This window comes from Microvirga yunnanensis, from assembly GCF_025460875.1.
The window spans coordinates 1-24319 of sequence record NZ_JAMXFI010000044.1 but is presented as its reverse complement, the minus strand read 5'-3'; the positions used below and the strand labels follow the sequence as shown (position 1 = coordinate 24319).

The following is a 24319-nucleotide window of genomic DNA, read 5'->3' as shown; positions in this document are numbered from 1 at the left end:
CTTAGAGCCATGAACGCTCCTTCCATCACCACTGCCGAGCAGACCCAGGCCGTGACCAGAACCTTCGACCTGGGCGCCGCCCTCAAGGACTCGCTCCGGACCACGCTGATCACCCTCGGCCTCTCGATCCCGATCCTGGCCTACAAGACGGACCAGTCCGGCGCCGACCTCTTCCTCACCCCGCGCTGGGGCCTGGTGGCGATCATCTGCGCCATCGTGTTCGGCCTGCGCATGGTGCTCCACGCCTTCACGGCGTCGCGCGCCTATCGTCAGGCCACGCCCAGTGCCCATCAGGCGACGGAGCCTGTCCATGCGGAGCCGAGCGCCTTCCAGCATGTGTCGAAATTCGCCATTCCGCTCTTTCTCGGGGTCGCCCTCGCGTTCCCGCTCATCATCTACCTGATCCAGGGCGGATTGAACGAGTCGCGCTACTGGGTCGATCTCGGCATCCTGATCCTCACCTACGTGATGCTCGGCTGGGGCCTGAACATCGTGGTGGGCCTCGCCGGCCTGCTCGATCTGGGCTACGTGGCCTTCTACGCGGTCGGGGCCTATTCCTACGCCCTGCTCTCGACCACCTTCGGCCTGTCGTTCTGGATCTGCCTGCCGCTGGCCGGCATCCTGGCCGCCTTCTGGGGCATGATCCTCGGATTCCCGGTGCTGCGCCTGCGCGGCGACTACCTGGCCATCGTGACGCTCGCCTTCGGCGAGATCATCCGCCTCGTGCTCATCAACTGGGTGGACCTGACCAACGGCGGCGCCGGCATCTCGTCGATCCCGCGCGCCACCTTCTTCGGCCTGCCCTTCACGGCCGGCGAAGGCGGGTTCGCCCAGACCTTCGGGCTCGAATTCAACGGCATGCACCGGATCATCTTCCTCTATTATCTGATCCTCGTGCTGGCGCTGATCACCAACTTCGTGACCATGCGCCTGCGCAAGCTGCCCGTGGGCCGCGCCTGGGAGGCCCTGCGCGAGGACGAGATCGCCTGCCGGTCGCTGGGCATCAACACCACCAACACCAAGCTCACCGCCTTCGCCATCGGGGCCATGTTCGGCGGCTTTGCCGGCTCGTTCTTCGCGGTGCGCCAGGGCTTCGTCTCCCCGGAGAGCTTCAACTTCCTGGAATCGGCCATCATCCTGGCCATCGTGGTGCTCGGCGGCATGGGCTCGCAGATCGGCGTAGCGATCGCCGCCATCGTGCTGGTCGGCGGCCCCGAGATCCTGCGCAACCTGACCTTCCTCCAGGCCATCTTCGGATCCGGCTTCGACCCCAACGAGTACCGTCTGCTCCTCTTCGGAGCCGGCATGGTGGCCATGATGGTCTGGCGTCCGCGCGGCCTCATCTCGGAACGTGAACCCTCGGTGATCTTGAAAGAGCGCAAGGCCATCTCCGGCTCGCTCGTGAAGGAAGGACACGGCTAATGCGCTGGCTGCAGGATCCCATCCTCGACGTACAGCATCTCACGATGCGCTTCGGCGGCCTCGTCGCCGTCAACGACCTCTCCTTCAAGGCCGGGCGCGGCGACATCACCGCCCTGATCGGACCCAACGGAGCGGGCAAGACCACGGTCTTCAACTGCATCACCGGCTTCTACAAGCCGAGCGAGGGCATGATCGCCCTTCGCAAGCCTGACGGCTCGCACCTGCTCCTGGAGCGCCTGCCGGGCTACGACATCAACTGGAAGGGCAAGGTCGCCCGCACGTTCCAGAACATCCGCCTGTTCTCCGGCATGACCGTGCTGGAGAACCTGCTGGTGGCCCAGCACAACCCGCTGATGATCGCCTCGGGCTTCACCTTCCTGGGCGTTCTCGGCATCGGCGGCTACCGCGAGGCCGAGAAGGAGGCCATCGAGAAGGCCAAGTACTGGCTGGAGAAGGCTCGCCTCATCCACCGGGCCGACGACCCGGCCGGCGACCTTCCCTACGGCGATCAGCGCCGCCTGGAGATCGCCCGCGCCATGTGCACGGACCCGCTCCTGCTCTGCCTCGACGAGCCCGCGGCCGGCCTCAACCCCCGCGAGTCCCTGGAGCTCAACGAGCTCCTCCTGTCGATCCGCAAGGACAACGGCACGTCGATCCTCCTGATCGAGCACGACATGTCCGTCGTGATGCAGATCTCGGACCACGTGGTGGTGCTCGATTACGGCACCAAGATCTCGGACGGCGCCCCCGCCGAGGTCAGGAACGATCCCAAGGTCATCGCCGCCTATCTCGGCGTGGCCGATGACGAAGTCGAGAAGGTCGAGGCGGAGGTCGGCGCATGAGCACCGCTGGAGCAAACATCGCGATTCAGAGCCAGGTCTCCCCGGCCCGCCAGCCGCTTCTGAGCGTCAGGGGCGTGAAGACCTATTACGGCAACATCATCGCCCTCAAGGGCGTGGACATGGACGTCCACGAGGGCGAGATCGTCACCCTGATCGGGGCCAACGGGGCCGGCAAGTCGACCCTGATGATGACGATCTTCGGCAACCCGCGGGCCCGCGAGGGCAAGATCACCTATGCGGGCCAGGACATCACCCGGACACCGACCCACGAGATCGCCCGCATGTCGATCGCCCAGTCGCCCGAAGGCCGGCGCATCTTCCCGCGCATGACGGTGTTCGAGAACCTGCAGATGGGCGCGTCCCTGCACAACATGGCCCATTTCGACCAGGACCTGGAGCGGGTCTGCACCCTGTTCCCGCGCCTGAAGGAGCGCCTCCAGCAGCGCGGCGGCACCCTGTCGGGCGGCGAGCAGCAGATGCTGGCGATCGCCCGCGCGCTCATGAGCCGGCCGAAGCTCCTCCTCCTGGACGAACCGTCGCTCGGCCTCGCGCCCCTGATCGTCAAGCAGATCTTCGAGATCATCAAGGAGCTGAACGAGAAGGACGGGATGACCGTCTTCCTCGTGGAGCAGAACGCCTACCACGCGCTCAAGCTGGCCCATCGCGGCTACGTGATGGTGACGGGCAACATCACCATGAGCGGCACCGGCAAGGACCTTCTCAACGATCCGCAGGTCCGGTCAGCCTATCTCGAAGGGGGGCATCACTGATGCAGGGCATCCTGTACGAAGAGCCGTCGATCTGGCTCTTCCTTCTCATCACCGTGATCATGGGCGGCTGGGCGGCCTGGATGACCGGGCGGGCCATTGCCCTCACCTGGCGTCCGTTCTGGACCCTGATCCTCTACCTGTTCATCCTGGGCGCCGCGGTGCGGTTCATCCATTTCGCCCTGTTCGGCGGAACGCTGCTGTCGATCCACTACTACGCCATCGACACCATCGTGCTGCTGATCATCGGGGCGCTCGGATTCCAGTACCGCCGCGCCCGCATGATGACCACGCAATACCGCTGGCTCTACGAGCGGACCGGACCGTTCTCGTGGCGGGAAAAGGCTTCCGCGACCGGAACCTAGCGCGTTTTGCGGGAAAGTGGCGCGGGCTTCCGGCGGGAGCGCTGCGCCGCTTTAAGAAGACCGGGCATCGGATTGATCCCAAAAGCGGTTTCGACTTTCGGGTATGATGCTCCGGCCAAAAAGATTCCCAGGTGACATCCGCTCAAAAACCAGCATGATGTAACCTTGGATGGCGGGTCTACCGTCAAACCGGCCCCACGAGGAAGAGGGGCCTAAAAAACCACCCAGAGGAGTGACCTCATGAAAAAAATGCTGTTGACCGGCGTGGCGCTTGGTCTTGGCCTCGCCTTCTCCAGCGCAGCCAGCGCGCAGATCAAGATCGGCGTGGCTGGCCCCATCACCGGCCCGAACGCGGCTTTCGGCGCCCAGCTGAAGAACGGCGTCGAGCAGGCCGTCGAAGACATCAACGCAGCCGGCGGCATCAATGGCCAGAAGCTGCAGATCGTCGTCGGTGACGACGTGTCCGACCCCAAGCAGGGCGTGTCCGTGGCGAACAAGTTCGCCGCTGAGGGCGTGAAGTTCGTCGTCGGCCACTTCAACTCCGGCGTCTCGATCCCGGCCTCGCAGGTCTACGAGGAAGCCGGCATCGTCCAGGTCACCCCGGCCTCGACCAACCCGCAGTTCACCGAGCGCGGCATGTGGAACACTTTCCGCACCTGCGGTCGCGACGACCAGCAGGGCGCCGTCGCAGGCGGCTACCTGGCCGACAAGTTCAAGGGCAAGAAGGTCGCGGTCATCCACGACAAGACCCCCTACGGAAAGGGCCTTGCCGACGAGACCCAGAAGGCCATGAACGCGAAGGGCCTGAAGGAAGTCGTCTATGAAGGCGTGAACCCGGGCGAGAAGGACTATTCCGCCCTCGTGTCGAAGCTGAAGCAGGCCGGCGTGGACGTGGTCTATTTCGGCGGCCTCCACACGGAAGCCGGTCTCATCATCCGCCAGATGCGCGACCAGGGCCTCAACGCCCCGCTCATGTCGGGTGACGGCATCGTGTCGGCCGAGTTCGTGTCGATCGCCGGCCCGGGCGCCGACGGCACCCTGATGACCTTCTCGCCGGATCCGCGCAAGAACCCGAACGCCAAGGACGTGGTGGCCAAGTTCAAGGCCAAGAACTACGAGCCCGAGGCCTACACGCTCTACAGCTACGCGGCCACCCAGATCCTGGCCGACGCCGCCAAGCAGGCCGGCAGCACCGACGGCAAGAAGGTCGCCGACATCATGAAGTCGGGCAAGCCGTTCAAGACCGTGATCGGCGACATCTCCTACGACAAGAAGGGCGACATCACCCGTCCGGACTACATCATGTACGTCTGGAAGAAGGGCGCCGACGGCAAGATCGACTACACCGGCAACGAACTCGCCATGTAATCGACCGGCCTGACGGCCGACGGACAGACCCGCCCTGGCGACAGGGCGGGTTTTCTTATGGAGGGCTCCGACCGGACCCTGCCGCGATCCGGGCATCGGGCTTGTCCGCCGTCCGTGGATAGCGAAGGCGTCATGGCCGGGCCTGTCCGGCCATCCCGAAACGGAAAAGCGCGGCGCTCTCCACAAGCGGGATCACCGGCATGAGCCCGGTGATGATGCGAAAGCGATCGATCCGCCCCCTCTCACGGATGGAGCACAGATGCCCGCCCTCGATCTCTCCCTGCTCAGGGACGTCTACGCCGTCTGCCGGTATCCCGCGGGCTCCCCGGCCAAGGCTCCCTCACCCGGATCCTTCTCGCTTCTGGTCCAGGCCGCCGAGGAAACCACCCTCGTCTGCCCGCTCGATCAGGCCCCGTCCGGGGCCGAGATCGATGCCGGCTGGCGCTGCTTCCGAATCGGGCAGAGCTTCGATTTCAGCGTCCCGGGCATCCTGGCGTCCGTTCTCGCCCCCCTGGCCCAGGCCGGCATCGGCATCTTCGCCACCTCGACTTTCAGCACCGACTACGTGCTGGTGAAGGCCGGGGATGCCCGGAAGGCCGTTGCGGCGCTCGAGGAGGCCGGACACAGAGTCGGTCGCCAGACCTGATCAGGCCCGTTCGATCCTGGCGCCAAAGCAGCCGCGCCGGGCGAAATGGGCATCGACATGCGCGACCCGAGGATCGGCGAGGAAGCGCTCGATCACCCGCAGCACCTCCGCCCCTTCGGCCACCTCGGCCTCCACGATGAAGGCCTGCTCATCGTAAGCACGCAGGGACAGAAGCCGGTCCCGCAGCATGGGCGCCAGCTCGCCCTGATAGGTCCCGGTTCTGCCGGAGCGGCTGACGAAGATCGGGCCGGCTGCGCGATAGGGCGATGTCGGGGTCGTCTGATGGGCATGGTTGAGCAGCAGCAGCTCCTCCCCGACGGCGGCACGGGTCAGCGACACCCGGCAGGGGAAGGCATCGGGCTCGTCGGCGTAGACGCGCTTGGCCCCGAGGGTCTCGAGGTCGGCGTCGGCCATCTCGAACAAGGGGGCGAAAGGCTCGGCCTCGAGGCCGCGGATCCGGAACGACATGAGAGGTCTCCTTGATGGGAGCGCCAGAATGGCAAGCCGTGCCCGGCGGCACGACCCGATTCCTGTGCCGCCTCCTCGCCCGCATGCCGTGGCCGTTCTGCCCCTGGCCCACGTCATGGCCGGGCTTGTCCCGGCCAGCCCGATCCGGTGAAGCGCGGCGCCTCTCAGAAGCGGGATCACCGGGACGAGCCCGGTGATGACGTCGAGGGTGGTGTGAGCCGTGATGATACCCTCCGCACGTCATGGCACCCTCCGCCCTTCCTGCCACCCTCCCCACGTCATGGCCGGCCTTGTGCCGGCCATCTCGATACGGAGAAGCGCCGTGCCTCACCGCATCGAGATCGCCGGGACAAGCCCGGTGATGACGTGGAGAACGTGGTCCGGGCCGGCGCCGACACCCTCCCAGGTCATGGCCGGTGGGCGCCAAAGTCCGCCTATCCGAGCCGTCCGAGCACCGGGAACGTCTCCAGGAGCCAGAACGACAGGGTGGTGATCCAGCCGGTGAGGAACGCGACGCCGGTGAGGACGAGGAGCACGCCCATGACCTTCTCGACCAGGGCGAAGCGCGAGCGCATGCGCTTCAACAGCGCCACGAAGGGCCTCATGGCGAAGGCCGCGAGCAGGAACGGGATGCCGAGGCCCGCCGAATAGGCGGCGAGCAGCAGGGCTCCGCGGGACACGCTGTCCTCCGAGCCCGCCACGGTCAGGATCGCGGCCAGGACCGGTCCGATGCAGGGCGTCCAGCCGAACGCGAAGGCGAGGCCCATCACATAGGCGCCCCACAGGCCGACCGGCCGTTCGACGGTGAAGCGGGCCTCCCGGTAGAACAGCCCGATGCGGAACAGCCCGAGGAAATGCAGGCCCATCACGATAATGGCGATGCCGGCCACCGTGCTCAGGACATCGAGATATTGCCGGATAGCCTGACCCAGCGCGGAGGCCGTCGCGCCCAGCAGCACGAAGACGGTCGAGAAGCCGGCCACGAACAGCAGGGCGGCCAGGACGGCGCGCTGGCGCACGGCGCGGTCGTCGCCCGCGCTGAGCCGGTCGAAGGTGGTCCCGGCCAGGAACGACAGGTACGGCGGCACCAGGGGCAGCACGCAGGGGCTGAGAAAGCTGATGAGGCCGCCGAGCGCCGCGGCCGGATAGGAAACACTGAGCATGGGAGCCTTCTATCCTGTCGCGCCTTCACGAGAAAGGCGGTGAAGCGCCGGTTCGCCAGCTTGTGAAGGCGGCCGATTTCCGGTTTGCTCGCCCCATGACACAAAGCCGCAATCTCATCACCGACGTGTCCGGCCTTCGCATCGGCAATGCCCAGGACGCCCGTCTCGGCTCGGGCGTGACCGTGACCCTCTTCGACGAGCCCGCCGTCGCCTCGGTCTTCGCCATGGGCGGAGCCCCGGCGACCCGGGAGACCGACCTGCTCGACCCGGACAAGATGGTGCCGGCCATCCACGGCGTGGTGCTCTCCGGCGGATCCGCCTTCGGGCTCGATGCGGCGAGCGGCGTCCAGGCCCGCTTGAGGGAACAGGGGATCGGCTTCGCGGTCCGCGACGCGCTCGTGCCCCTGGTGTCCCAGGCGTCCATCTTCGACCTCGTCAACGGGGGCGACAAGGATTGGGGCCGCTATCCGCCCTACCGGGAACTCGGCTACGAGGCGGCCCGGCAGGCCGGGCCGGACTTCGCTCTCGGCACCGCCGGTGGCGGCTACGGCGCCACGACGGCGAACCTGAAGGGGGGCCTGGGCTCGGCGAGCGCCCTGACCTCGTCGGGCCATACGGTCGGCGCCCTGGTGGTGGTCAACAGCATCGCCTCGGCGGTCGTCGGAGACGGCCCGCATTTCTGGGCCGGTGCCCTGGAGGAAGGCCGCGAGTTCGGCGGTCACGGCCATCCCGCCCGGGTCGGGTCGGACCAGCGCAGGCTCGTGTGGAAAGGCGGCCCGCAGCCGGCCACCACCATCGCGCTGGTCGCGACCGACGCCGTCCTGACGAAGGCTCAGGCCAAGCGCCTCGCCGTCGCGTCCCATGCGGGTCTCGCCCGCGGGCTGCGCTTCTCGCACGCCCTCTTCGACGGGGACACAATCTTCGCCGCCGCCACGGGCCGCAGGCCGCTGGGCGACGAGGCGGCGGCGTTCACCGAACTGACGGCGCTCGCCGCCGACTGCCTCAGCCGCGCCATCGCGCGGGGCGTCTACGAGGCGACGGCCCTGCCCTATCCGGGCGCGCAGCCGGCGTGGCGGGATCGTTTCGCGGCCGCTTGAAGCATCGGACGTGTCATCGACCTCACGCCCGATGCTTCAAGCATTTTTCACGCAAAACCGGTTCCCGCTTTTGCACCCGATGCGCTAGAGCATCGGACGGAAAAGTGGATCCGGTTTTCCGTCCTGACCAATGCTCTCGTTCAAGAAGAAAGCATCGGATTGATCCCAAAAGTGCAAGTCCACTTTTGGGTCCGATGCTTTAGAACCGCTCCGCCCGATAGGGCTTGGGGTCGACCACCGGGGTCTCACCCGTGATCATCTCGGCCAGCAGGCGGCCGGTGACGGGCCCGAGGGTCAGGCCGTGATGGGCGTGGCCGAAGCCGAACCACAGGTTCTTGTGCTTCGGGGCGGGACCGATGATCGGCATCATGTCCGGCGTGCAGGGCCGCATGCCCATCCACGGCTCCGGATCGACCCGCTCGCCCAGGGGGAAGAAATCGCGGGCGATCGGCTCGGCGCGCTGGAGCTGGACCGGGGTCTTGGGCGCGTCGCGGTTGGCGAATTCCGCCCCCGTGGTGAGGCGGATGCCCTTCGACATGGGGGCCAGGAAGTAGCCGCGGTCGAAATCCAGGGTCGGCCGGTTGAGCACCGCATTGCCCTCGGGCTTGTAATGCATGTGGTAGCCGCGCTTGACCGCCAGGGGCAGGTCGTAGCCGAGCTTCGTCGTGACCACGTCCGCCCAGGCACCGAGGGCGATGACCACGGTGTCGGCGTCCACGGGACCCTTTTCCGTCTGGATGCGCCAGCCGGTCGGCGTCTCCTCCAGGGTCCGGGCATCCCCGGAGGCGAGCTCGCCGCCGAGGCGCTCGAACAGCCCGACATAGCCCATGGTCAGCATGTGAGGATCCGACACCGAGGCCGGATCGGTCCAATGGATGCCGCCCTTCGTCTCCACCTTGAGATGCGGCTCGCGCTCGGCGACGGCCCGGGTGTCGAGGGCGTCGAAGTTGACGCCGAAATCGCGCTTCACATCCTCCGCGTCCTTGAACTGCTCGTCGCGGCTCTTCTCGTCCCGGAACACCTTCATCCAGCCGGTCGGGCGGATCAGGTGCGTGGAGCCGGATTCCTCCGCCAGGGCCATGTGCTCGGTGACGCTGCGCTCGATGAGCGGCGCGTACATCCGGGCGATCGCCTTGTGCTGGGCGGGGCGCGAGTGCATCCAGTATTGCCACAGGAACGGCGCCAGCTTGGGGATCGCCGCCCAGTGGTAATGGGCGTCGATGGTGTTGTTCAGGGCATAGCGCAGCAGGGCGCCGAAATCGTGCGGAAAGCCGTAGGGGTAGACGCCCTCGCGCTGGATAAGGCCGGCATTGCCGAAGGAGGTCTCCTCGCCGGGCTTGCGCCGGTCGACCAGCAGAACCGAGCGTCCGCGCTTCTGCAGATGGACGGCAATCGACACGCCGACGATCCCGGCCCCGAGAACAACCACATCCTTACGCATGAAGGCCCTGCCCCGTTCAAAGTCGCTTCCGGTCACGGGAAGCGTGTTCGTATCCTTGCGACGAGGCCATCTTTACTCCTGATGGATCGAGGCCGTCCATGGAATTCCTGTCGCAAAGGGGCCTCTCCCCAGCCAAGTGGTCTTGAATTGGTCGGGATCGGTGGCGCGATGCCCCGTTGCGGCCGGAAAACGCTCGTGCTACCGGCGCGGCATGACACGTCCCCTTCTCATCGCCCCTTCGATCCTCGCGTCCGATTTCTCCAAGCTCGGCGAGGAGATCCGCGCCATCGACGCCGCCGGAGCGGACTGGATCCACATCGACGTGATGGACGGGCATTTCGTGCCCAACATCACCATCGGGCCCGACGTGGTGAAGGCGCTGCGTCCGCACACCTCGAAGCCCTTCGACGTCCACCTGATGATCGCGCCGGTGGATCCCTACCTCGAAGCCTTCGCCAAGGCGGGCGCGGACATCATCAGCATCCACGCCGAGGCGGGGCCGCACCTGCACCGCTCCCTGCAGACCATCCGGAGCCTCGGCAAGAAGGCCGGCATCGTTCTGAACCCCGGAACGCACGAACGAGCCATCGAGCCGGTGATCGACGATGTCGACCTGATCCTCCTGATGACGGTCAATCCCGGCTTCGGCGGCCAGGCCTTCATCCCGTCCGTCGGCACCAAGCTGCGGCGGATCAAGGAAATGGTCGGCGACCGCGACATCGACATCGAGATCGACGGCGGCGTGACGCCAGAGACCGCGCCCCTGGTGGCCGAAGCCGGCGCCAACGTGCTCGTGGCCGGGTCCGCCACGTTCAAAGGCGGTCCTTCCGCCTATGCGGCCAACATGGCGGCCATTCGCGAGGCGGCCGCGAAGGCGCGTTGAGATCGAAGGGCTATCGTGCTACCGCGCGGGCATATCACCCGCGTGGAAGTGGAAAGCCATGATCCCCCGTTACAGCCGTCCCGAGATGGTGGCCATCTGGTCGCCCGAAACCAAGTTCCGCATCTGGTTCGAGATCGAGGCCCATGCCACCACGGCGCTGGCCAATCTCGGCGTCGTGCCGAAGGAAGCGGCGGAAACGGTCTGGGAGAAGGGCTCCAGGGCCACGTTCGACGTGGAGCGGATCGACGCGATCGAGCGCGAGGTCAAGCACGACGTCATCGCGTTCCTGACCCATCTGGCCGAGATCGTCGGACCCGAGGCCCGCTTCGTCCATCAGGGCATGACTTCGTCCGACGTGCTCGACACCACGTTCAACGTGCAGCTTGCCCGCGCGTCCGACCTGCTGCTGCGCGACCTCGACGAGCTGCTCGCCGCCATCAGGCGCCGGGCTTTCGAGCACAAGATGACGCCGACCATCGGCCGGTCCCACGGCATCCACGCGGAGCCCACCACGTTCGGACTCAAGCTCGCCCAGGCCTATGCGGAATTCGAGCGCTGCAAGCTCCGGCTGATCGAGGCCCGGCGGGAGATCTCCACCTGCGCCATCTCGGGCGCCGTCGGCACCTTCGCCAATATCGACCCGAGCGTGGAGGAATACGTGGCCGAGCAGATGGGCCTGCAGGTCGAGCCGGTCTCGACCCAGGTCATCCCCCGCGACCGGCACGCCATGTATTTCGCCACGCTGGGCGTCATCGCATCCTCCATCGAGCGTCTCGCCACGGAGGTCCGCCACCTGCAGAGGAGCGAGGTCCTGGAGGCGGAGGAGTTCTTCTCGGCGGGCCAGAAGGGCTCGTCCGCCATGCCCCACAAGCGCAACCCGGTGCTCACCGAGAACCTGACCGGGCTGGCCCGCATGGTCCGGGCCTATGCCATGCCGGCCATGGAGAACGTGGCCCTGTGGCACGAGCGGGACATCTCGCATTCCTCCGTCGAGCGCATGATCGGGCCCGACGCCACCGTGACCCTGGACTTCGCGCTGGCGCGGCTCACGAACGTCGTCGACAAGCTCGTGGTCTATCCGGAGAACATGCAGAAGAACCTGGACCGCCTGGGGGGTCTCGTCCACTCGCAGCGGGTTCTCCTGGCCCTGACCCAGAAGGGCGCTTCCCGCGAGGACGCCTACCGGCTGGTCCAGCGCAACGCCATGCCGGTCTGGCGCGGCGAAGGCGACTTCCTGACCCTGCTCAAGAACGACGCCGACATGACGAAGTACCTGTCCGCGGACGAAATCGAGGCCTGCTTCGACCTCGGCTATCACTACAAGCATGTGGATACGATCTTCGCGCGGGTCTTCGGCGCGGGAGGCGCATAGCTCGGGGGCTGGAAATATTTCCACAATTTGCAACAATCCCCACTCAGGAGATCAACGGCGCGGGGATTGTTGCCATGCTGTCGGAGAAGCTTCTCGATCTTGCGTTCTCGCGGGCCGTGAAACACGGCACCCTGGAGATGACCACCGCTGAAGGCCGGCGGGTCACCTTCGGCGACGGGGCGGATCCCCACGTCTCGATCCGCTTCACGGACGCCGCGGCCCAGATGGCCCTCTGCCTGCATCCCGAGCTGAAGCTCGGCGAATTGTTCGTCGATGGCCGCCTCGTGATCGAGCAGGGCACGATCCTCGACCTGCTGCAGGTCCTCCTCCGGGACACCCATGGGGAACTCGACGAGCTTCCTCTTCATCGTCTGCGCAAGATCCGGGCCTGGATGATGCGCCGGGCCGAGAACGATGCGACCCGGTCCAGGCGCAACGTCGCCCATCACTATGATCTCGACGGCCGCCTCTATTCCCTGTTCCTCGACAGCGACCGCCAGTATTCCTGCGCCTATTTCGACCATCCCGACGCGAGCCTCGAGGAGGCCCAGATCGCCAAGAAGCGGCACATCGCGGCCAAGCTGATGGTCGATCCGGGCCATAGCGTTCTCGATATCGGCTCGGGCTGGGGCGGCATGGGCCTCTATCTGGCTCAGGTGGCCGGAGCGGGATCGGTGAAGGGCATCACGCTCTCGCAGGAGCAGCTGGAGGCTTCGCGCAAACGATCCGCGACCGCGTGCCTTCAGGACCGGGTGAGTTTCGAGCTCCAGGATTACCGGACCACCAGGGGCTCTTTCGACCGGATCGTCTCGGTGGGCATGTTCGAGCATGTGGGCGTGCCCTCCTACGACGCCTATTTCCAGGCGAGCCGGAACCTCCTCAAGGACGACGGGGTCATGCTCCTGCATACGATCGGCCGCTCGGGCACGCCCTATCCGACCAATCCGTGGATCACCAAGTACATCTTCCCGGGCGGACACCTGCCGGTCCTGTCGGAGATGATGCCGGCCATCGAGCGCGCCGGCCTGATCGTGACCGACGTGGAGATCCTGCGCCTGCACTACGCCTATACCCTTCAGGCCTGGCGCGAGCGCTTCACGGCCCACCGCGAGGAGGTGCTGCGCCTCTACGACGAGCGCTTCTGCCGGATGTGGGAATGCTACCTCGCCATGTCGGAATCCGCCTTCCGGTGGCAGGACGCGGTGGTGTTCCAGTTCCAGCTCGCTCGGCGCAACGACGTGGTGCCCCTGACCCGCGACTACATTGCCGAGCGCGAGGCGGTCCTGAAGGAGGCGGAGCGGAACATGGAGTTGAAGCGGAGCGCTTGAACCGGCCGGCGCACGTCTTTATCTCCGTGGCATGAAAACCTCCGATTGCGACATCCTCATCGTTCCCGGCTACACGAATTCGGGCGAAGACCATTGGCAGAGCCGCTGGGAGCGCCAGCTTTCGACCGCGTGGCGCGTCGAGCAGGAGAACTGGGACGCTCCGAACAAGGACGCCTGGGTCGAGCGCATCGTGCATGACGTCGAACGGGCGGAGAAGCCGGTCGTGCTCGTCGGCCACAGCCTCGGCGTGCTGGCCATCGCCCACGCGGCCCCGCGCCTCGCCGGCGGAAAGGCGCGCGGCGCTTTCCTGGTCAGCCTGCCGGACGTGGAGAGGCCAGGCTTCATCCCGGCCATCGACCGGGCCTTCGCGCCGATTCCGCGCGACCCTTTCCCGTTCCCGTCCGTCCTGGTCGCCAGCCGGACCGATCCCCACTGCGATTATGCCAAGGCCGAGGACATCGCCTATGCCTGGGGAGCGGCCATCGTCGACGCGGGGGATGCCGGCCACGTCAACACGGAAAGCGGCCATGGCCCCTGGCCCGAAGGCCTGATGCGTTTCGCCGGGTTCCTGAAGAGGCTTTGAAGATCTGGCCTTGTCCACATGACGAAAAGTTCATGCAGCGGTCACCTGAGCGAGAGCAGGAGCGGAGCAATCTAATCCTATCGCCACACGGAGGATGTCCGCATGAAGACCATCGCCACCATTGCTCTTGCTGCCCTGCTGACCGGCACAGGCACCTATGCGATCGCCCAGCAGACTCCCGCGCCGAACACGCCGGCGGCTTCGCAGGATCAGGGCCGGCAGGACCGCCGTCCCCGCATGAGCCAGGACGACTTCAACCGGCTCGTGGATGCCCGCATCGCCTCCATCAAGGCCGGGCTGAGGCTCTCCGCCGACCAGGATCGGCTCTGGGCCCCGGTCGAGACGGCGATCCGCTCGTCCGCCACTGAGCGTTACTCACGCTTCGAGCAGCGCCCGACCCGCGACCAGCGCCAGTCCATGGACTTCATGCAGCGCCTCGAGCGACGCAGCACCATGAGGACCGAGGGCGCGCAGCGCTCGGCCGCGGTCACCGCCGCCCTGCGTCCGCTCTGGGACAGCTTCAGCGAAGACCAGAAGCGGATCGCGCCGCGCCTCCTGCGCGAGGCGCTCGACGTGGACGGGCCGCGCTGGGCCGAACGCGGCGGGCGCCGGGGTCATGACCGGGACCATCGCATGGGCATGCATCAGGGCGGGCCGCGAGGCCCCGTGCAGCAGTAGCCTCAGACGACAAAAAGGCCGCCCGATGGGCGGCCTTTCCGATTTTTGACCGGCTAAAGCATCGTTGGGCGCGGCCCCGGAGGGCCGCACGATGCGCCAACGCGGATTAGCGCGAGTAGAACTCGATCACGAGGTTCGGTTCCATCTGGACCGGGTACGGCACTTCCGACAGGGTCGGGATGCGCGTCACGCGGGCCGTCATCTTGGAGTGATCGACCTCGATGTAGTCCGGGACGTCGCGCTCGGCGAGCTGGCTCGCCACGACGACGACTTCGAGCTGCTTGGACTTGTCCTTCACCTCGATCACGTCGCCGGCCTTCACCTGATAGCTCGGGATGTTCACGCGGCGGCCGTTGACCTTCACGTGACCATGGTTGACGAACTGACGGGCGGCGAACGGGGTCGCGACGAACTTGGCGCGGTACACGACCGCGTCGAGACGGCGCTCGAGCAGGCCGACCAGGTTCTCACCGGAATCGCCCTTCAGGCGGATCGCCTCCGCGTAGTAGCGGCGGAACTGCTTCTCGGTGATGTTGGCGTAGTAGCCCTTGAGCTTCTGCTTGGCGCGCAGCTGCGTGCCGAAGTCAGACATCTTGCCCTTGCGGCGCTGGCCGTGCTGGCCCGGACCATATTCGCGGCGGTTCACGGGGCTCTTCGGGCGGCCCCAGATATTCTGACCCATGCGGCGGTCAAGCTTGTGCTTGGCCTGAATGCGCTTCGACATCGCTGTTCCTCTGTGTTGTCGAATTTGCGAGGAACGCGCCCTCCTCTTCCCTTCATGCCCGAGGAGGCCCAAGGGGCCGTCTCGAGGGACGGGACGACAGGCCGACCGGAGCCGGGCCACGGGAGCGTAAAAAGTTACGCGGCCCGTGAGGACCGCGTGAACGGGAGGCATTTAGGCGGAAACCGCCGGAAAGTCAACCGGAGACGAGACGGTCGTGTCAGCCCACGGGCAGCGGCATCTCTTCGATGGTCACCAGCGGCAGGCCCTTGCCTTGCAGAGCCCCACGCAGCGCCGTGCCGATCGCGGCACCGCTCGTGAACACGGCCAGGGTCTCGTTCTCGTCGGCCTCGTGGCCGGGCACCGGCCCGCCGATCAGCTGGGTCACCCGGCGGGCAATGGCCGGAGCCGGGTCGATCCATGTCACCGGCCAGGGTGCCAGGGCTTCGAAGCGTTGGAGCAGCAGCGGATAATGGGTGCAGCTCAGCGCCACCACGTCGGTCCGGCCGCCCGGATCCTCCACGAAGCAGGGCCGCAGCTCTTCGAGCAGGTCCTCGTCCGGGACAGGGCTGCCCGCAAGCTCCGCCTCGGCGAAGCCCGCAAGGCGGCGCGAGCCCACGAGGTTGACCTTGCAGCCGGCCGCATAGGTCTCGACAAGATCGCGGGTATAGTCCCGGGCCACCGTGCCGGGGGTGGCGAGAACCGACACATAGCCGGTCCGGGTCGTCCGGGCCGCCGGCTTGATGGCCGGCACGGTGCCGACGAACGGGATGGAGAACCGTTCGCGGAGATGGGGAAGAACGACCGTCGACGCGGTGTTGCAGGCCACCACGGCGATATCGGGACTGTGAAGGGCGATCAGCCGTTCCATCACGGCCACGACCCGCTCGGCCAGAACCGCCTCGCTCAGGCGGCCGTAGGGAAACCCCGCATCGTCCGCCGCATAGACGAAGCGCGCGTCCGGTCGGGCCTTGAGCACCTCGGAGAAGACCGTGAGGCCGCCGAGGCCGGAATCGAAGACCAGGATGGTGGGGACGGGAGACGGCATGACGGCGGGATTATAGGTCGCCCCTGCCAGAAGATCGACACGCATGACTCAACCCTTACGAACGCAACGTGGTCAGAAGTGCTAGCGCATCGTGCGGACCCAGAGGGCCGCTTCAGCTAAAAGTGGACCCGGTTTTCGCTTGCGCGGCCCGCTGGGTCCGCTCCGAACGATGCGCCGCTTCAGGAAGTGAGCATCGGATCGATCCCAAAAGTGGGTCCACTTTTGGGTCCGATGCTCTAGAGGCCCTGCTTGGATCCCGCAGCCGGGGTGTCGAGCCTGCGGCGCGGGCCGCGCTCCTCCTTCGCCTCCGGCGTCTCGCCTTTCGGCATCTGCGCCGACAGGCGCTTGACGGGCCAGCCGTCGCTCCAAGTGCTCATGTCGACGAATTTGGGGTCCCGCAGGAGCGCGCTTGCGTCCCTGCCGGCGAAGGCTGCCTCGGAGGCGATGTCGAAGGTCTTCCAGAAGGCGAGGAAATCGAGGGTATCGGTGCCGTTGTTGCCGAGCTGCTGGGTCAGGATGGTCTGCGGTCCGCTGAGCGCCATGTCGGCGCTCCAGCGCCAGGTGTTCCGCTGCTTGGGATCGCGAGGCGGATCCGGGGGCAGCTTGATGGCGGAGGCGTCGTAATCGGCCTTGGGAGATCCGGGCGATGCCAGCGTCGCCGTCAGGGCCGGAAAGCCGTGGTCGTCGGATGACGCCCGCATGAACAGCTTGCGGGTCGAGGGAACGGCGCTCGCCTGCTGGAGCATCAGGCGGGAGGCCCGGTCGCTCGGCAGGTAATCCCGATCGCCGCTCATGGCGATGAGCAGGGTCGACGGATCGACGGTCGAGAGGTCCCGCAGCAGGATCCCGCGCTCCTTCTCGTTGGACGCGATGCCGCCCGGCATCAGGCCGAAGATCAGCTTCGGTGCCGGAACCTTGCCGGCGCCTGCTCCCGCCGCGATGTTGAGCGCGATCGGCATCCCGGCGGAATGGCCGATGAGGGCCAGCCGGTTCCTGTCCGGCTTGGCGTTCGGGTCGTTCTCCAGTTCCGCGAGAGCGTTCTGGATCAGGTCTTCGGCCAGGTTCGAGGCGTCGGCCGGCCGGGATCGGTTCACGTCCTGGAACCGGGGAAACAGAACGAGGTGGCCCTTGCGCGCCAAGTGCTCGATCCAGCCCCCGTAGAGCCCCGGATTCACGGCTCCCCAGGAATGCAGGAACACCACGACGGGGCGCGGCTTCGCCGGCGTGTCGGCGCCGTGGAAGACGAACGTCCCGCTGCTCGCCGTCCCGAGCGCCCGCTTGACGATCTCGGTCGAGCTGTAGTCGCGCCCGCCCGGCCCCCGCTCGGGCTGCGGCGGCGGCGTCGCCGCGTGAGCCCATGGTCCCGCGACCGAGACGCCAAGGAGCAGAACAGGCAGCAGGGAGCGGCGCATCGTCGTCTCGAACTCTCTTCCCAACCGGGCAGATAGGGCCCTGTCTTTATAAAGCCACGATTTGCTTAAGGTTTTCTCAATCGTCTTCCTTCCGCAAGGGCACGAATCGCCCCACGCAAGGTGCGCACCTCCTGCTCGGTCATCTCGAGCCGGAGGAAGATGTCCCGCATGTTGCGGGTCATGGTCGGCTTCTTATCCTCGGGATAGAAGTTGACCGCGTCGAGCTCGGCCTCGACATAGTCGAAGAACGACGTGACCATCTCGCGATGGGCCGGCGGCGACTGCCGGCCCCCGTCGAAGGGCAGAGCCCCGCCGGTGGCGAGCTTGTACCATTCGTACGACACGAGAAGGACCGCCTGCGCAAGGTTGAGCGATGAGAATTTCGGGTCGACCGGGAAGGTGACGATCGCGTCGGCGAGCGACACCTCGTCGTTCTCGAGGCCCGTGCGCTCGCGTCCGAACAGGATGCCGATGCCCTGCCCGGCCGCGAGCCGCCTCTGCGCTTCCGTCATGGCGTCGTCCGGCGCGAAGACCCGCTTCATCTGCCCGCGCTCGCGGGCCGTGGTGGCGAAGACGAAGTTCAGGTCCGCTATGGCCTCGCGGACCGTGTCGTAGAGCCTTGCCCCCTCCAGCACATGGGTCGCGCCGGAAGCGGCGGAGTGGGCCCCCTTCTTGGGCCAGCCGTTCCGGGGAGACACGAGACGCAGCTCCGACAGCCCGAAATTGGCCATGGCACGGGCCACCATGCCGATGTTCTCGGCCAGCTGGGGCTCCACGAGGATGATGATGGGCTTCTGCGATGCATCGGTCATGGGTCGGGTCGCGGATCGGATCAGTTGGGGATGCCACGGTCGAGGGCTGCCCTCAGGCCCACATGGAACATGGAGCCGTGGTTCTCTCCGGGATAGGCACGCTGCGTTAAGACGATATCCGGCCGGGCAGCAAGCCTTTCGAGCATGTCGGCGCGCATCGCCCGCGCCTGGAGCATCCGCGCCTTCCGCCGTTCGTCGCCGCGCGGGTCCTGCGTCACATCGTAGAGAATGACCACGTCGGAGCGACCTGCGGCACGACGCGTGGATGTCTCCTCCCTGCGCAGCATCAGGGGCGCATGCCACGACAGGGACGGGCTGATCGCATAGTAGGACCGGAAGAGGTCGGGATTCCTGAACAGGGCGTTGATCACGAAGAGGCCGCCATAGGAATGGCCCCAAAGCGCGCGCCGCGCCGGATCGAGGGAGAAGTCCTTCGTCAGCTCAGGGAGCATCCGCTCGGCCACCAGGGCGAGGAAGATGTCCGCTCCTCCCACCTCCTCGGACGGGTCCGGATCGTCCGGACCGGCGCGGTCCTCCGGGGCCACGGGCGGCGTGTAGTCCTGCGTCCGGGTGTTCGCGTCGTGTGGCCCGCCGGTCTCGTAGCCGATGCCGATCAGGACGGTTCCCGGCACATGATCGAGATCCGCCTGACGGAGATCGTCGAAAGCCGCATTGCCGTCGAGCATGACGATTGCCGGCCAGCCCCCGGAAGGGGGATCGCCGAGCGGAACCGCGACGAACACCTGATAGTGACGCAGGCCGTCGACGGAATCGAAGTGCCTTTGCGCAAAGCGGTGGGTCGGAGACGGGGCCTCCCAGAGCGCGGTGCGGGAGCGAAGCCGCCGGTCCGGCTGAGCATGAAGAGCGGACAGTCCGGCGATGAAGGAGGCCGCGGCAAGGAAGCTTCGTCTGTGCATGATCGGACCGGCACACGCGATGGGAACTCCCGGTCGGTTTACGCCACCCTGGGCTGTTTGTCTCCACGCCAGGGCCGGCCGAGGGAAGAAACCGATGCCCCGCCCGGGATGCGGCCTTCCGGGCCGGCGCTCCTGCGATCACCCTCCGCCCGAGGCCCCATAGGAAAACCCCTCCGGGCATGCCCGGAGGGGTCTGTCGGCCGTGATCGCCCGACGATCGGCGTCTTACCAGCAGCCCCAGCCGCAATAGTAGTGCGGACGGGCGGCGGCCGCTCCGATGGCGGCTCCGCCGACCACGCCGACCGCGGTCCCGACGGCCACCTGGCTTGCGGCCGCGTTCGATTGCGCGACGTTGTTGCGGTAGTTCGCATTCCGGCAGCGCTCGAAGGTTTTCGTGCCCGGCTTCAGGCCCGATTCCATGCAAACCGAATCGGCATTGGCCATGGATTGCTCGGCCGTCTGGCAGCCCGCCAGAATCAAGGTGGCGGCTCCAAGAATGATAGCAAGACGCATGTCAGCTCCCTTTGTGTACAACAATAATCCCTCCGGCAGCGTCCTCGACCCGAGCGCCTCGGATCGGGTGCCTCTGAGGAGACCGCCGGAACGAAGGGATCTGAACTACGGATAAGCTTGGCCTTCCGTGCGGCAGCACACGTGCTGCGGTGAATTTTCCCCCGAGGGGAACTCAGACCCGTGGATATCCCTTATTTCCTGCAATCCTAACGTCATAATATCACGTCTATCCCCCAACGTCACGGAGTATCTTGTGATGATGTTGCGCATCGTTGCGCTGAGCCTTTGCCTGGATCTGGGGCTTGTCCTTCCCGCTCATGCCCTCTCCGCGACAGGAGCCACGCCAGCCGCGTCTTCGATGTTCCATGGGAACTGGTGCGGGGCGGGCGACGCGAACCGGGCCGCTCCCATCGACGCGCTGGACTCGGCCTGCCGGGCTCACGACCTCTGTTATGAACAGGTCGGTCGCAGCGCCTGTCCCTGTGACCGGGCCCTCGTCAGGGCGACCGCGGCTCTCGTGAGAAGCCGGACAGTCCCAGAGACGATCCGGAGCAAGGCGGCCACCGTGAACTCGCTCTTCAGCGCGGCCGTGTGCGTCGAGGCCCCGAAAATGCCGCAACAGGTCCGAAAGCGCTGAATTCCTGCCCTGCCCCCACCTTCCCCCCTGGCCTCAACCGCGCTATAGCCCCGGCAACCATCCTGCCGGACGGCAGGCATGTTCCAGCTCTTCAAGCGCAAGGTGAGATCATGGCGAAGATCAAGGTTGCCAATCCGGTCGTCGAACTCGACGGCGACGAGATGACCCGCATTATCTGGCACTTCATCAAAGAGAAGCTGATCCACCCTTATCTCGATATCGACCTGAAGTACTACGATCTCAGCGTCGAGCACCGCGACGCCACCAACGACAAGGTCACCGTCGAGGCCGCCGAGGCGATCAAGAAGTACGGCGTCGGCGTGAAGTGCGCCACCATCACGCCGGACGAGGCCCGGGTGAAGGAGTTCAACCTGAAGGAAATGTGGAAGTCGCCCAACGGCACGATCCGCAACATCCTCGGCGGCGTGATCTTCCGCGAGCCCATCATCTGCAAGAACGTGCCGCGCCTCGTGCCCGGCTGGACCCAGCCGATCATCGTGGGCCGCCACGCCTTCGGCGACCAGTACCGCGCGACGGACTTCAAGATCCCCGGCAAGGGCCGCCTGACCATCAAGTTCGAGGGCGAGGACGGCACCGTCATCGAGAAGGAAGTCTTCAAGTTCCCGGATGCCGGCGTCGCCATGGCGATGTACAACCTGGACGACTCGATCCGCGAGTTCGCCCGCGCGTCGATGAACTACGGCCTGATGCGCAAGTACCCGGTCTACCTCTCCACGAAGAACACGATCCTCAAGGCCTATGACGGCCGCTTCAAGGACATCTTCGAAGAGGTCTACCAGAACGAGTTCAAGGCGAAGTTCGACGCCGCCGGCATCACCTACGAGCACCGCCTCATCGACGACATGGTCGCGTCGGCCCTCAAGTGGTCGGGCGGCTATGTGTGGGCCTGTAAGAACTACGACGGCGACGTGCAGTCCGACACGGTCGCGCAGGGCTTCGGCTCGCTCGGCCTGATGACCTCCGTGCTGATGACGCCGGACGGCCAGACGGTCGAGGCGGAAGCCGCCCACGGCACCGTGACCCGCCACTACCGCGAGCACCAGAAGGGCAAGGAGACCTCGACGAACTCCATCGCGTCGATCTTTGCCTGGACCCGTGGCCTCGCCCACCGCGCCAAGCTCGACGACAATGCGGAGCTCGCCCGGTTTGCCGCGACCCTCGAGAAGGTCTGCGTGGACACGGTCGAGGCCGGCTACATGACCAAGGACCTCGCCCTCCTGGTCGGCGCCGAGCAGAAGTGGCTCTCCACCACCGGCTTCCTCGACAAGATCGACGAGAACCTCAAGAAGGCGATGGCGGCCTGATCGGCGCCGCACCTCCTTGAGACGACAGAGAGTCCGGCCTCAGCGCCGGGCTTTTTGCTGTCTCGACCCTAACCGGGTCGGCGCTCGACAACATCGCGCTATGTTATAAGTGTGAATAATGAACATCAGCGGGCCTGTTGCGGAAGTTGCCGACGAACCGCCAATTGACGCGGTGGGCATGGGGCAGATCGTGCAGCGACCCTACGGCGCGCGGCCCGAAGAGATCGTCGAGAACGTGATCCACACCTGGCTGGCGAATGGCGCGCAGGACGAGGATCCAGGTGGGCTATGGGTTTCCCTGACTGAGGATGCTTGGGCGCCGCCACTCTGAACTTTTTGGGTCAGCACTCCTTTCTCAGGGTGCGATCACGGCCAGCGGATGCTCGCCCAGCCCGATCTCGAGCGGGAGGCCCCCGCCGGGATCTCCGTCGAGCTGGGTCGGATCCCCATCAGGGCCGTCGATGCGGATCGCCCTGGCCGTCACGGTCCGGTAGCCGGGCATCCGGTCGAGATGCCCTGCGACCATGCCGATGACGTAGACGAGCGTGCTGAACCGCCCGCCGCGCAGGAAGAGGCAGACCTGGAGTTCCGGCCTCCCGATGGCGGACTGTGGGGCGAGCTGAAATTCGCCGCCATAGAGCCGGCTCTTGGTCACGATGACGGAACTTGCCTCCACCACCTCCGACCGATCGATCTCCACGCGATAGCGGCGCGGCACGTTGGCCACGAGCTCGCGCAGTCCTTGCACGACATAGGCCAGCTTGCCGATCCTCTTCTTCAGGCGAATGCTGGTGCGGCTGACGATATGCGCATCCATGCCGACACCGCACATGAGCGAGAAGTGGCGCCCATTCGCACGGCCGACATAGATGTTTCGCGTCTCCCCGCGGGCGAGCAGCTGTGCCAGCGCCTCCGCCTGTTGTGGAATGCCCAGATCGCGCGACAGAACATTGGTGGTGCCGATCGGGATGATCCCGAGCGGCGGCGACGACGGCTCCCGCGCCATCAGGCCGTTGATTGCCTCGTTGATCGTCCCGTCGCCGCCCGCCACCACGACGGCGCCGATGTCGGGACCGCACTCCCGCGCCACGCGCTCCGCATCGCCGGCACTTGCGGTCTCCCGCAACGCGACCTCGCTCCCCTGTCTCTCCAGCCCGTCGAGGACGGCCGCGAGGCGCCGGCGCCGGCGCCGCCCGGCAGCCGGATTGAAGATCACGAGCAGCCGACGGGCCGGTGAAGCGCAGCGCTCCGAGGCTGCCGCGGAATCCTTTATCCAGGTCATTTCGGCGCCTTCGAAACGCTCGGTTGCCGACGATGCCCGGCCGGTTCCTCGGCCTCCGGGCGACGGCGGCCCCGGTATGTCCCTCCAGGCCGCCGGTCGAGCGGTCGGACCGCGCTATTGATCGACCTACGGGACATATCATAAAGGCGCCCCGAGGTCAGTCCTGGGCCGCAGCGAGTTCGACGGCGGGATCGGGCCGAGCACGCCGACCTGGCGAGCAGTACCAATCCCTTCGAGCGAGCGGCTTAACAGGTCGAACGAGAAACATTATAAGAGAGCGGCTGCCCGCATCGCTCCACCCTGGTGCTGTTGCGTGCGTGCGGCAAAATGGCTAAGCCCTTGGCCCGGTGAGGGCCGCAATGCCCCGTCGTGGATCGGAAGCAGCATGCCATGCAGGTGAAAACGGTACTTCTGTGCAAGAGCTTCATGCTGCGTGTCGCTCTGGAACACATGCTGGCGGGAAGCGCTTTCGACGTTCAGAACGAGGCCGATGACGAGGGCGACCGGGACCGGCGCTCACAACGGAGCGGCGATCATCTGTTCATCCTGGATATTGCCCAGCCCCTCGACGAGACTCTAGCCGAAATAACTAGATCCTCGGCGCGGTGATTATGACCCTTTGGCGAGTGGCTCAAGAGGAGCGGTTTTGGGATAGGCGCGGCCCATTTTGGCCCGGGCATTTTCGGTGGTGAACATCCACCTGACCCGGACGCCGGCGCTTTGCGCTGGCACTCCCAGGCCGCGATTTCCCGCTCGAGCTCCTCGCGCGTGTCGATCCGCCGGTCCAGACACTGGCCCTTGAGCACCCCGATCTCGATCTCGACCATGTTCAACCAGCTTGCGTGCTTGGGGGTTGAAGTGGAACTCCAGCCGTCTCAGGATGCGATGCGCCTCGTCAGGCGGGAAAGCCTCGTAGAGGGAGCCGGGCCTGTGCGTCGACAGGTTGTCCATCACCACCCGGATCCGCTCGGCCTGCGGAAACTCCACATCCACAAGCTAGCGCATGCACACAGCAAAGTCCTTGGTCGTCCGGCGATCCGTGACGCTCACTTTGCGCCAGGGGCGATGCGCATCCACCATCACGAACAGGTTCACCGTGCCACAGCGGCGGTACTCGTAGTCGATGCGCTCGACCTGTCCCGGTGCGGCCGGGAGCGGCTGACGCGTCTCGCCGATGAGCTGGACCGGGCTCTCATCGAAGCACACCACCGGGTGCTGCGGCTCGGACG

At 66.3% G+C, this 24319-nt stretch carries 26 protein-coding genes and 2 pseudogenes; 17 read left to right on the top strand and 11 right to left on the bottom strand.

From position 1 onward, the window contains the following. Positions 1 to 9: 9 nt before the first annotated feature. The 6 genes and pseudogenes from livM to NF876_RS21055 all read left to right on the top strand — a co-directional run bounded on the left by livM (position 10) and on the right by NF876_RS21055 (position 5410). Complete coding sequence (livM, locus tag NF876_RS21080) at positions 10 to 1422, top strand: high-affinity branched-chain amino acid ABC transporter permease LivM (RefSeq protein ID WP_262270598.1); 1413 nt, start codon at positions 10 to 12, stop codon at positions 1420 to 1422. Continuing rightward, positions 1422 to 2234, top strand: a pseudogene (locus NF876_RS21075) (ABC transporter ATP-binding protein); the annotation flags it as partial. The gene livM and the pseudogene NF876_RS21075, both read left to right, overlap by 1 nt. 26 nt (positions 2235 to 2260) lie before the next feature. Beyond that, complete coding sequence (locus tag NF876_RS21070) at positions 2261 to 3034, top strand: ABC transporter ATP-binding protein (protein ID WP_262270597.1); 774 nt, start codon at positions 2261 to 2263, stop codon at positions 3032 to 3034. Further along, positions 3034 to 3396, top strand: a complete 363-nt coding sequence (locus NF876_RS21065) for a DUF6867 family protein (RefSeq protein WP_262270596.1) — start codon at positions 3034 to 3036, stop codon at positions 3394 to 3396. The genes NF876_RS21070 and NF876_RS21065 overlap by 1 nt, the downstream gene beginning before the upstream one ends. Before the next feature lie 240 nt (positions 3397 to 3636). After that, positions 3637 to 4764 carry a branched-chain amino acid ABC transporter substrate-binding protein gene (locus NF876_RS21060; protein WP_262270595.1) on the top strand — a complete coding sequence of 376 codons (1128 nt, stop codon included), beginning with the start codon at positions 3637 to 3639 and terminating at the stop codon, positions 4762 to 4764. A gap of 259 nt (positions 4765 to 5023) precedes the next feature. Next, on the top strand, positions 5024 to 5410 hold the full coding sequence (locus NF876_RS21055; RefSeq protein WP_262270594.1) for an ACT domain-containing protein: 387 nt from the start codon (positions 5024 to 5026) through the stop codon (positions 5408 to 5410). On the opposite strand, the gene NF876_RS21050 is transcribed toward NF876_RS21055, so the two are convergent. Then, positions 5411 to 5878 (bottom strand): DUF1203 domain-containing protein, encoded by a 468-nt coding sequence (locus tag NF876_RS21050; RefSeq protein ID WP_262270593.1) that lies wholly within the window; start codon positions 5876 to 5878, stop codon positions 5411 to 5413. A 28-nt stretch (positions 5879 to 5906) separates the two neighbouring features. On the opposite strand from NF876_RS21050, the gene NF876_RS21045 reads away from it, so the two are divergent. Continuing rightward, on the top strand, positions 5907 to 6029 hold the full coding sequence (locus NF876_RS21045) for a hypothetical protein (RefSeq protein WP_262270592.1): 123 nt from the start codon (positions 5907 to 5909) through the stop codon (positions 6027 to 6029). A gap of 283 nt (positions 6030 to 6312) precedes the next feature. On the opposite strand, the gene NF876_RS21040 is transcribed toward NF876_RS21045, so the two are convergent. Further along, positions 6313 to 7041 (bottom strand): cytochrome c biogenesis CcdA family protein, encoded by a 729-nt coding sequence (locus NF876_RS21040; protein WP_262270591.1) that lies wholly within the window; start codon positions 7039 to 7041, stop codon positions 6313 to 6315. A gap of 95 nt (positions 7042 to 7136) precedes the next feature. Here NF876_RS21040 and NF876_RS21035 point away from each other — a divergent pair, with 95 nt between their 5' ends. Continuing rightward, positions 7137 to 8138 (top strand): P1 family peptidase, encoded by a 1002-nt coding sequence (locus NF876_RS21035; protein WP_262270590.1) that lies wholly within the window; start codon positions 7137 to 7139, stop codon positions 8136 to 8138. A gap of 199 nt (positions 8139 to 8337) precedes the next feature. Here NF876_RS21035 and NF876_RS21030 read toward each other — a convergent pair whose 3' ends face one another. Beyond that, a complete protein-coding gene (locus NF876_RS21030) occupies positions 8338 to 9579 on the bottom strand; it encodes an NAD(P)/FAD-dependent oxidoreductase (protein WP_262270589.1) in 1242 nt (413 codons plus the stop codon). Positions 9580 to 9790: 211 nt separating this feature from the next. On the opposite strand from NF876_RS21030, the gene rpe reads away from it, so the two are divergent. The 5 genes from rpe (at position 9791) to NF876_RS21005 (ending at position 14423) form a co-directional block, all read left to right on the top strand. Next, positions 9791 to 10462, top strand: a complete 672-nt coding sequence (rpe, locus tag NF876_RS21025) for a ribulose-phosphate 3-epimerase (protein WP_262270588.1) — start codon at positions 9791 to 9793, stop codon at positions 10460 to 10462. Between the two features lie 58 nt (positions 10463 to 10520). Then, entirely contained in the window at positions 10521 to 11834 is a 1314-nt protein-coding gene (gene purB / locus NF876_RS21020) for an adenylosuccinate lyase (protein WP_262270587.1), read from the top strand. 74 nt (positions 11835 to 11908) lie between these two features. Then, on the top strand, positions 11909 to 13162 hold the full coding sequence (locus tag NF876_RS21015) for a cyclopropane fatty acid synthase (RefSeq protein ID WP_315975060.1): 1254 nt from the start codon (positions 11909 to 11911) through the stop codon (positions 13160 to 13162). A gap of 31 nt (positions 13163 to 13193) precedes the next feature. Continuing rightward, a complete protein-coding gene (locus NF876_RS21010; protein WP_262270586.1) occupies positions 13194 to 13745 on the top strand; it encodes an RBBP9/YdeN family alpha/beta hydrolase in 552 nt (183 codons plus the stop codon). A 102-nt stretch (positions 13746 to 13847) separates the two neighbouring features. Next, positions 13848 to 14423, top strand: a complete 576-nt coding sequence (locus tag NF876_RS21005) for a Spy/CpxP family protein refolding chaperone (RefSeq protein WP_262270585.1) — start codon at positions 13848 to 13850, stop codon at positions 14421 to 14423. Between the two features lie 106 nt (positions 14424 to 14529). Here the strand turns inward: NF876_RS21005 and rpsD are convergent, their stop codons facing one another. From rpsD to NF876_RS20975, 6 genes are all read right to left on the bottom strand, one after another. Continuing rightward, a complete protein-coding gene (gene rpsD, locus NF876_RS21000; RefSeq protein ID WP_009494134.1) occupies positions 14530 to 15147 on the bottom strand; it encodes a 30S ribosomal protein S4 in 618 nt (205 codons plus the stop codon). Positions 15148 to 15364: 217 nt separating this feature from the next. Then, positions 15365 to 16237, bottom strand: coding sequence for a glutamate racemase (murI, locus tag NF876_RS20995; protein ID WP_262270584.1), 873 nt, complete (start codon positions 16235 to 16237; stop codon positions 15365 to 15367). 191 nt (positions 16238 to 16428) lie between these two features. Further along, the gene (locus NF876_RS20990; RefSeq protein ID WP_262270583.1) at positions 16429 to 17604 is read right to left on the bottom strand and encodes an alpha/beta hydrolase family protein; all 1176 of its coding nucleotides are present in this window, start codon (positions 17602 to 17604) and stop codon (positions 16429 to 16431) included. A gap of 65 nt (positions 17605 to 17669) precedes the next feature. Beyond that, positions 17670 to 18416, bottom strand: a complete 747-nt coding sequence (locus NF876_RS20985; protein ID WP_262270582.1) for an RNA methyltransferase — start codon at positions 18414 to 18416, stop codon at positions 17670 to 17672. Positions 18417 to 18436: 20 nt separating this feature from the next. Beyond that, entirely contained in the window at positions 18437 to 19333 is an 897-nt protein-coding gene (locus tag NF876_RS20980) for an alpha/beta hydrolase (RefSeq protein WP_262270581.1), read from the bottom strand. A gap of 225 nt (positions 19334 to 19558) precedes the next feature. Further along, complete coding sequence (locus NF876_RS20975; RefSeq protein WP_262270580.1) at positions 19559 to 19846, bottom strand: hypothetical protein; 288 nt, start codon at positions 19844 to 19846, stop codon at positions 19559 to 19561. A gap of 256 nt (positions 19847 to 20102) precedes the next feature. On the opposite strand from NF876_RS20975, the gene NF876_RS20970 reads away from it, so the two are divergent. The 3 genes from NF876_RS20970 to NF876_RS20960 all read left to right on the top strand — a co-directional run bounded on the left by NF876_RS20970 (position 20103) and on the right by NF876_RS20960 (position 22139). Beyond that, a complete protein-coding gene (locus NF876_RS20970) occupies positions 20103 to 20483 on the top strand; it encodes a phospholipase A2 family protein (protein WP_262270579.1) in 381 nt (126 codons plus the stop codon). Between the two features lie 110 nt (positions 20484 to 20593). Further along, positions 20594 to 21808 (top strand): NADP-dependent isocitrate dehydrogenase, encoded by a 1215-nt coding sequence (locus NF876_RS20965; protein ID WP_262270578.1) that lies wholly within the window; start codon positions 20594 to 20596, stop codon positions 21806 to 21808. A 118-nt stretch (positions 21809 to 21926) separates the two neighbouring features. Beyond that, a complete protein-coding gene (locus tag NF876_RS20960; protein ID WP_262270577.1) occupies positions 21927 to 22139 on the top strand; it encodes a hypothetical protein in 213 nt (70 codons plus the stop codon). Between the two features lie 24 nt (positions 22140 to 22163). On the opposite strand, the gene NF876_RS20955 is transcribed toward NF876_RS20960, so the two are convergent. Then, a complete protein-coding gene (locus tag NF876_RS20955) occupies positions 22164 to 23090 on the bottom strand; it encodes a diacylglycerol/lipid kinase family protein (RefSeq protein ID WP_262270576.1) in 927 nt (308 codons plus the stop codon). A gap of 390 nt (positions 23091 to 23480) precedes the next feature. On the opposite strand from NF876_RS20955, the gene NF876_RS20950 reads away from it, so the two are divergent. Then, entirely contained in the window at positions 23481 to 23699 is a 219-nt protein-coding gene (locus tag NF876_RS20950) for a hypothetical protein (protein WP_262270575.1), read from the top strand. Here NF876_RS20950 and NF876_RS20945 read toward each other — a convergent pair. Beyond that, a pseudogene (locus NF876_RS20945) lies at positions 23700 to 24319 on the bottom strand (IS630 family transposase); the annotation flags it as partial.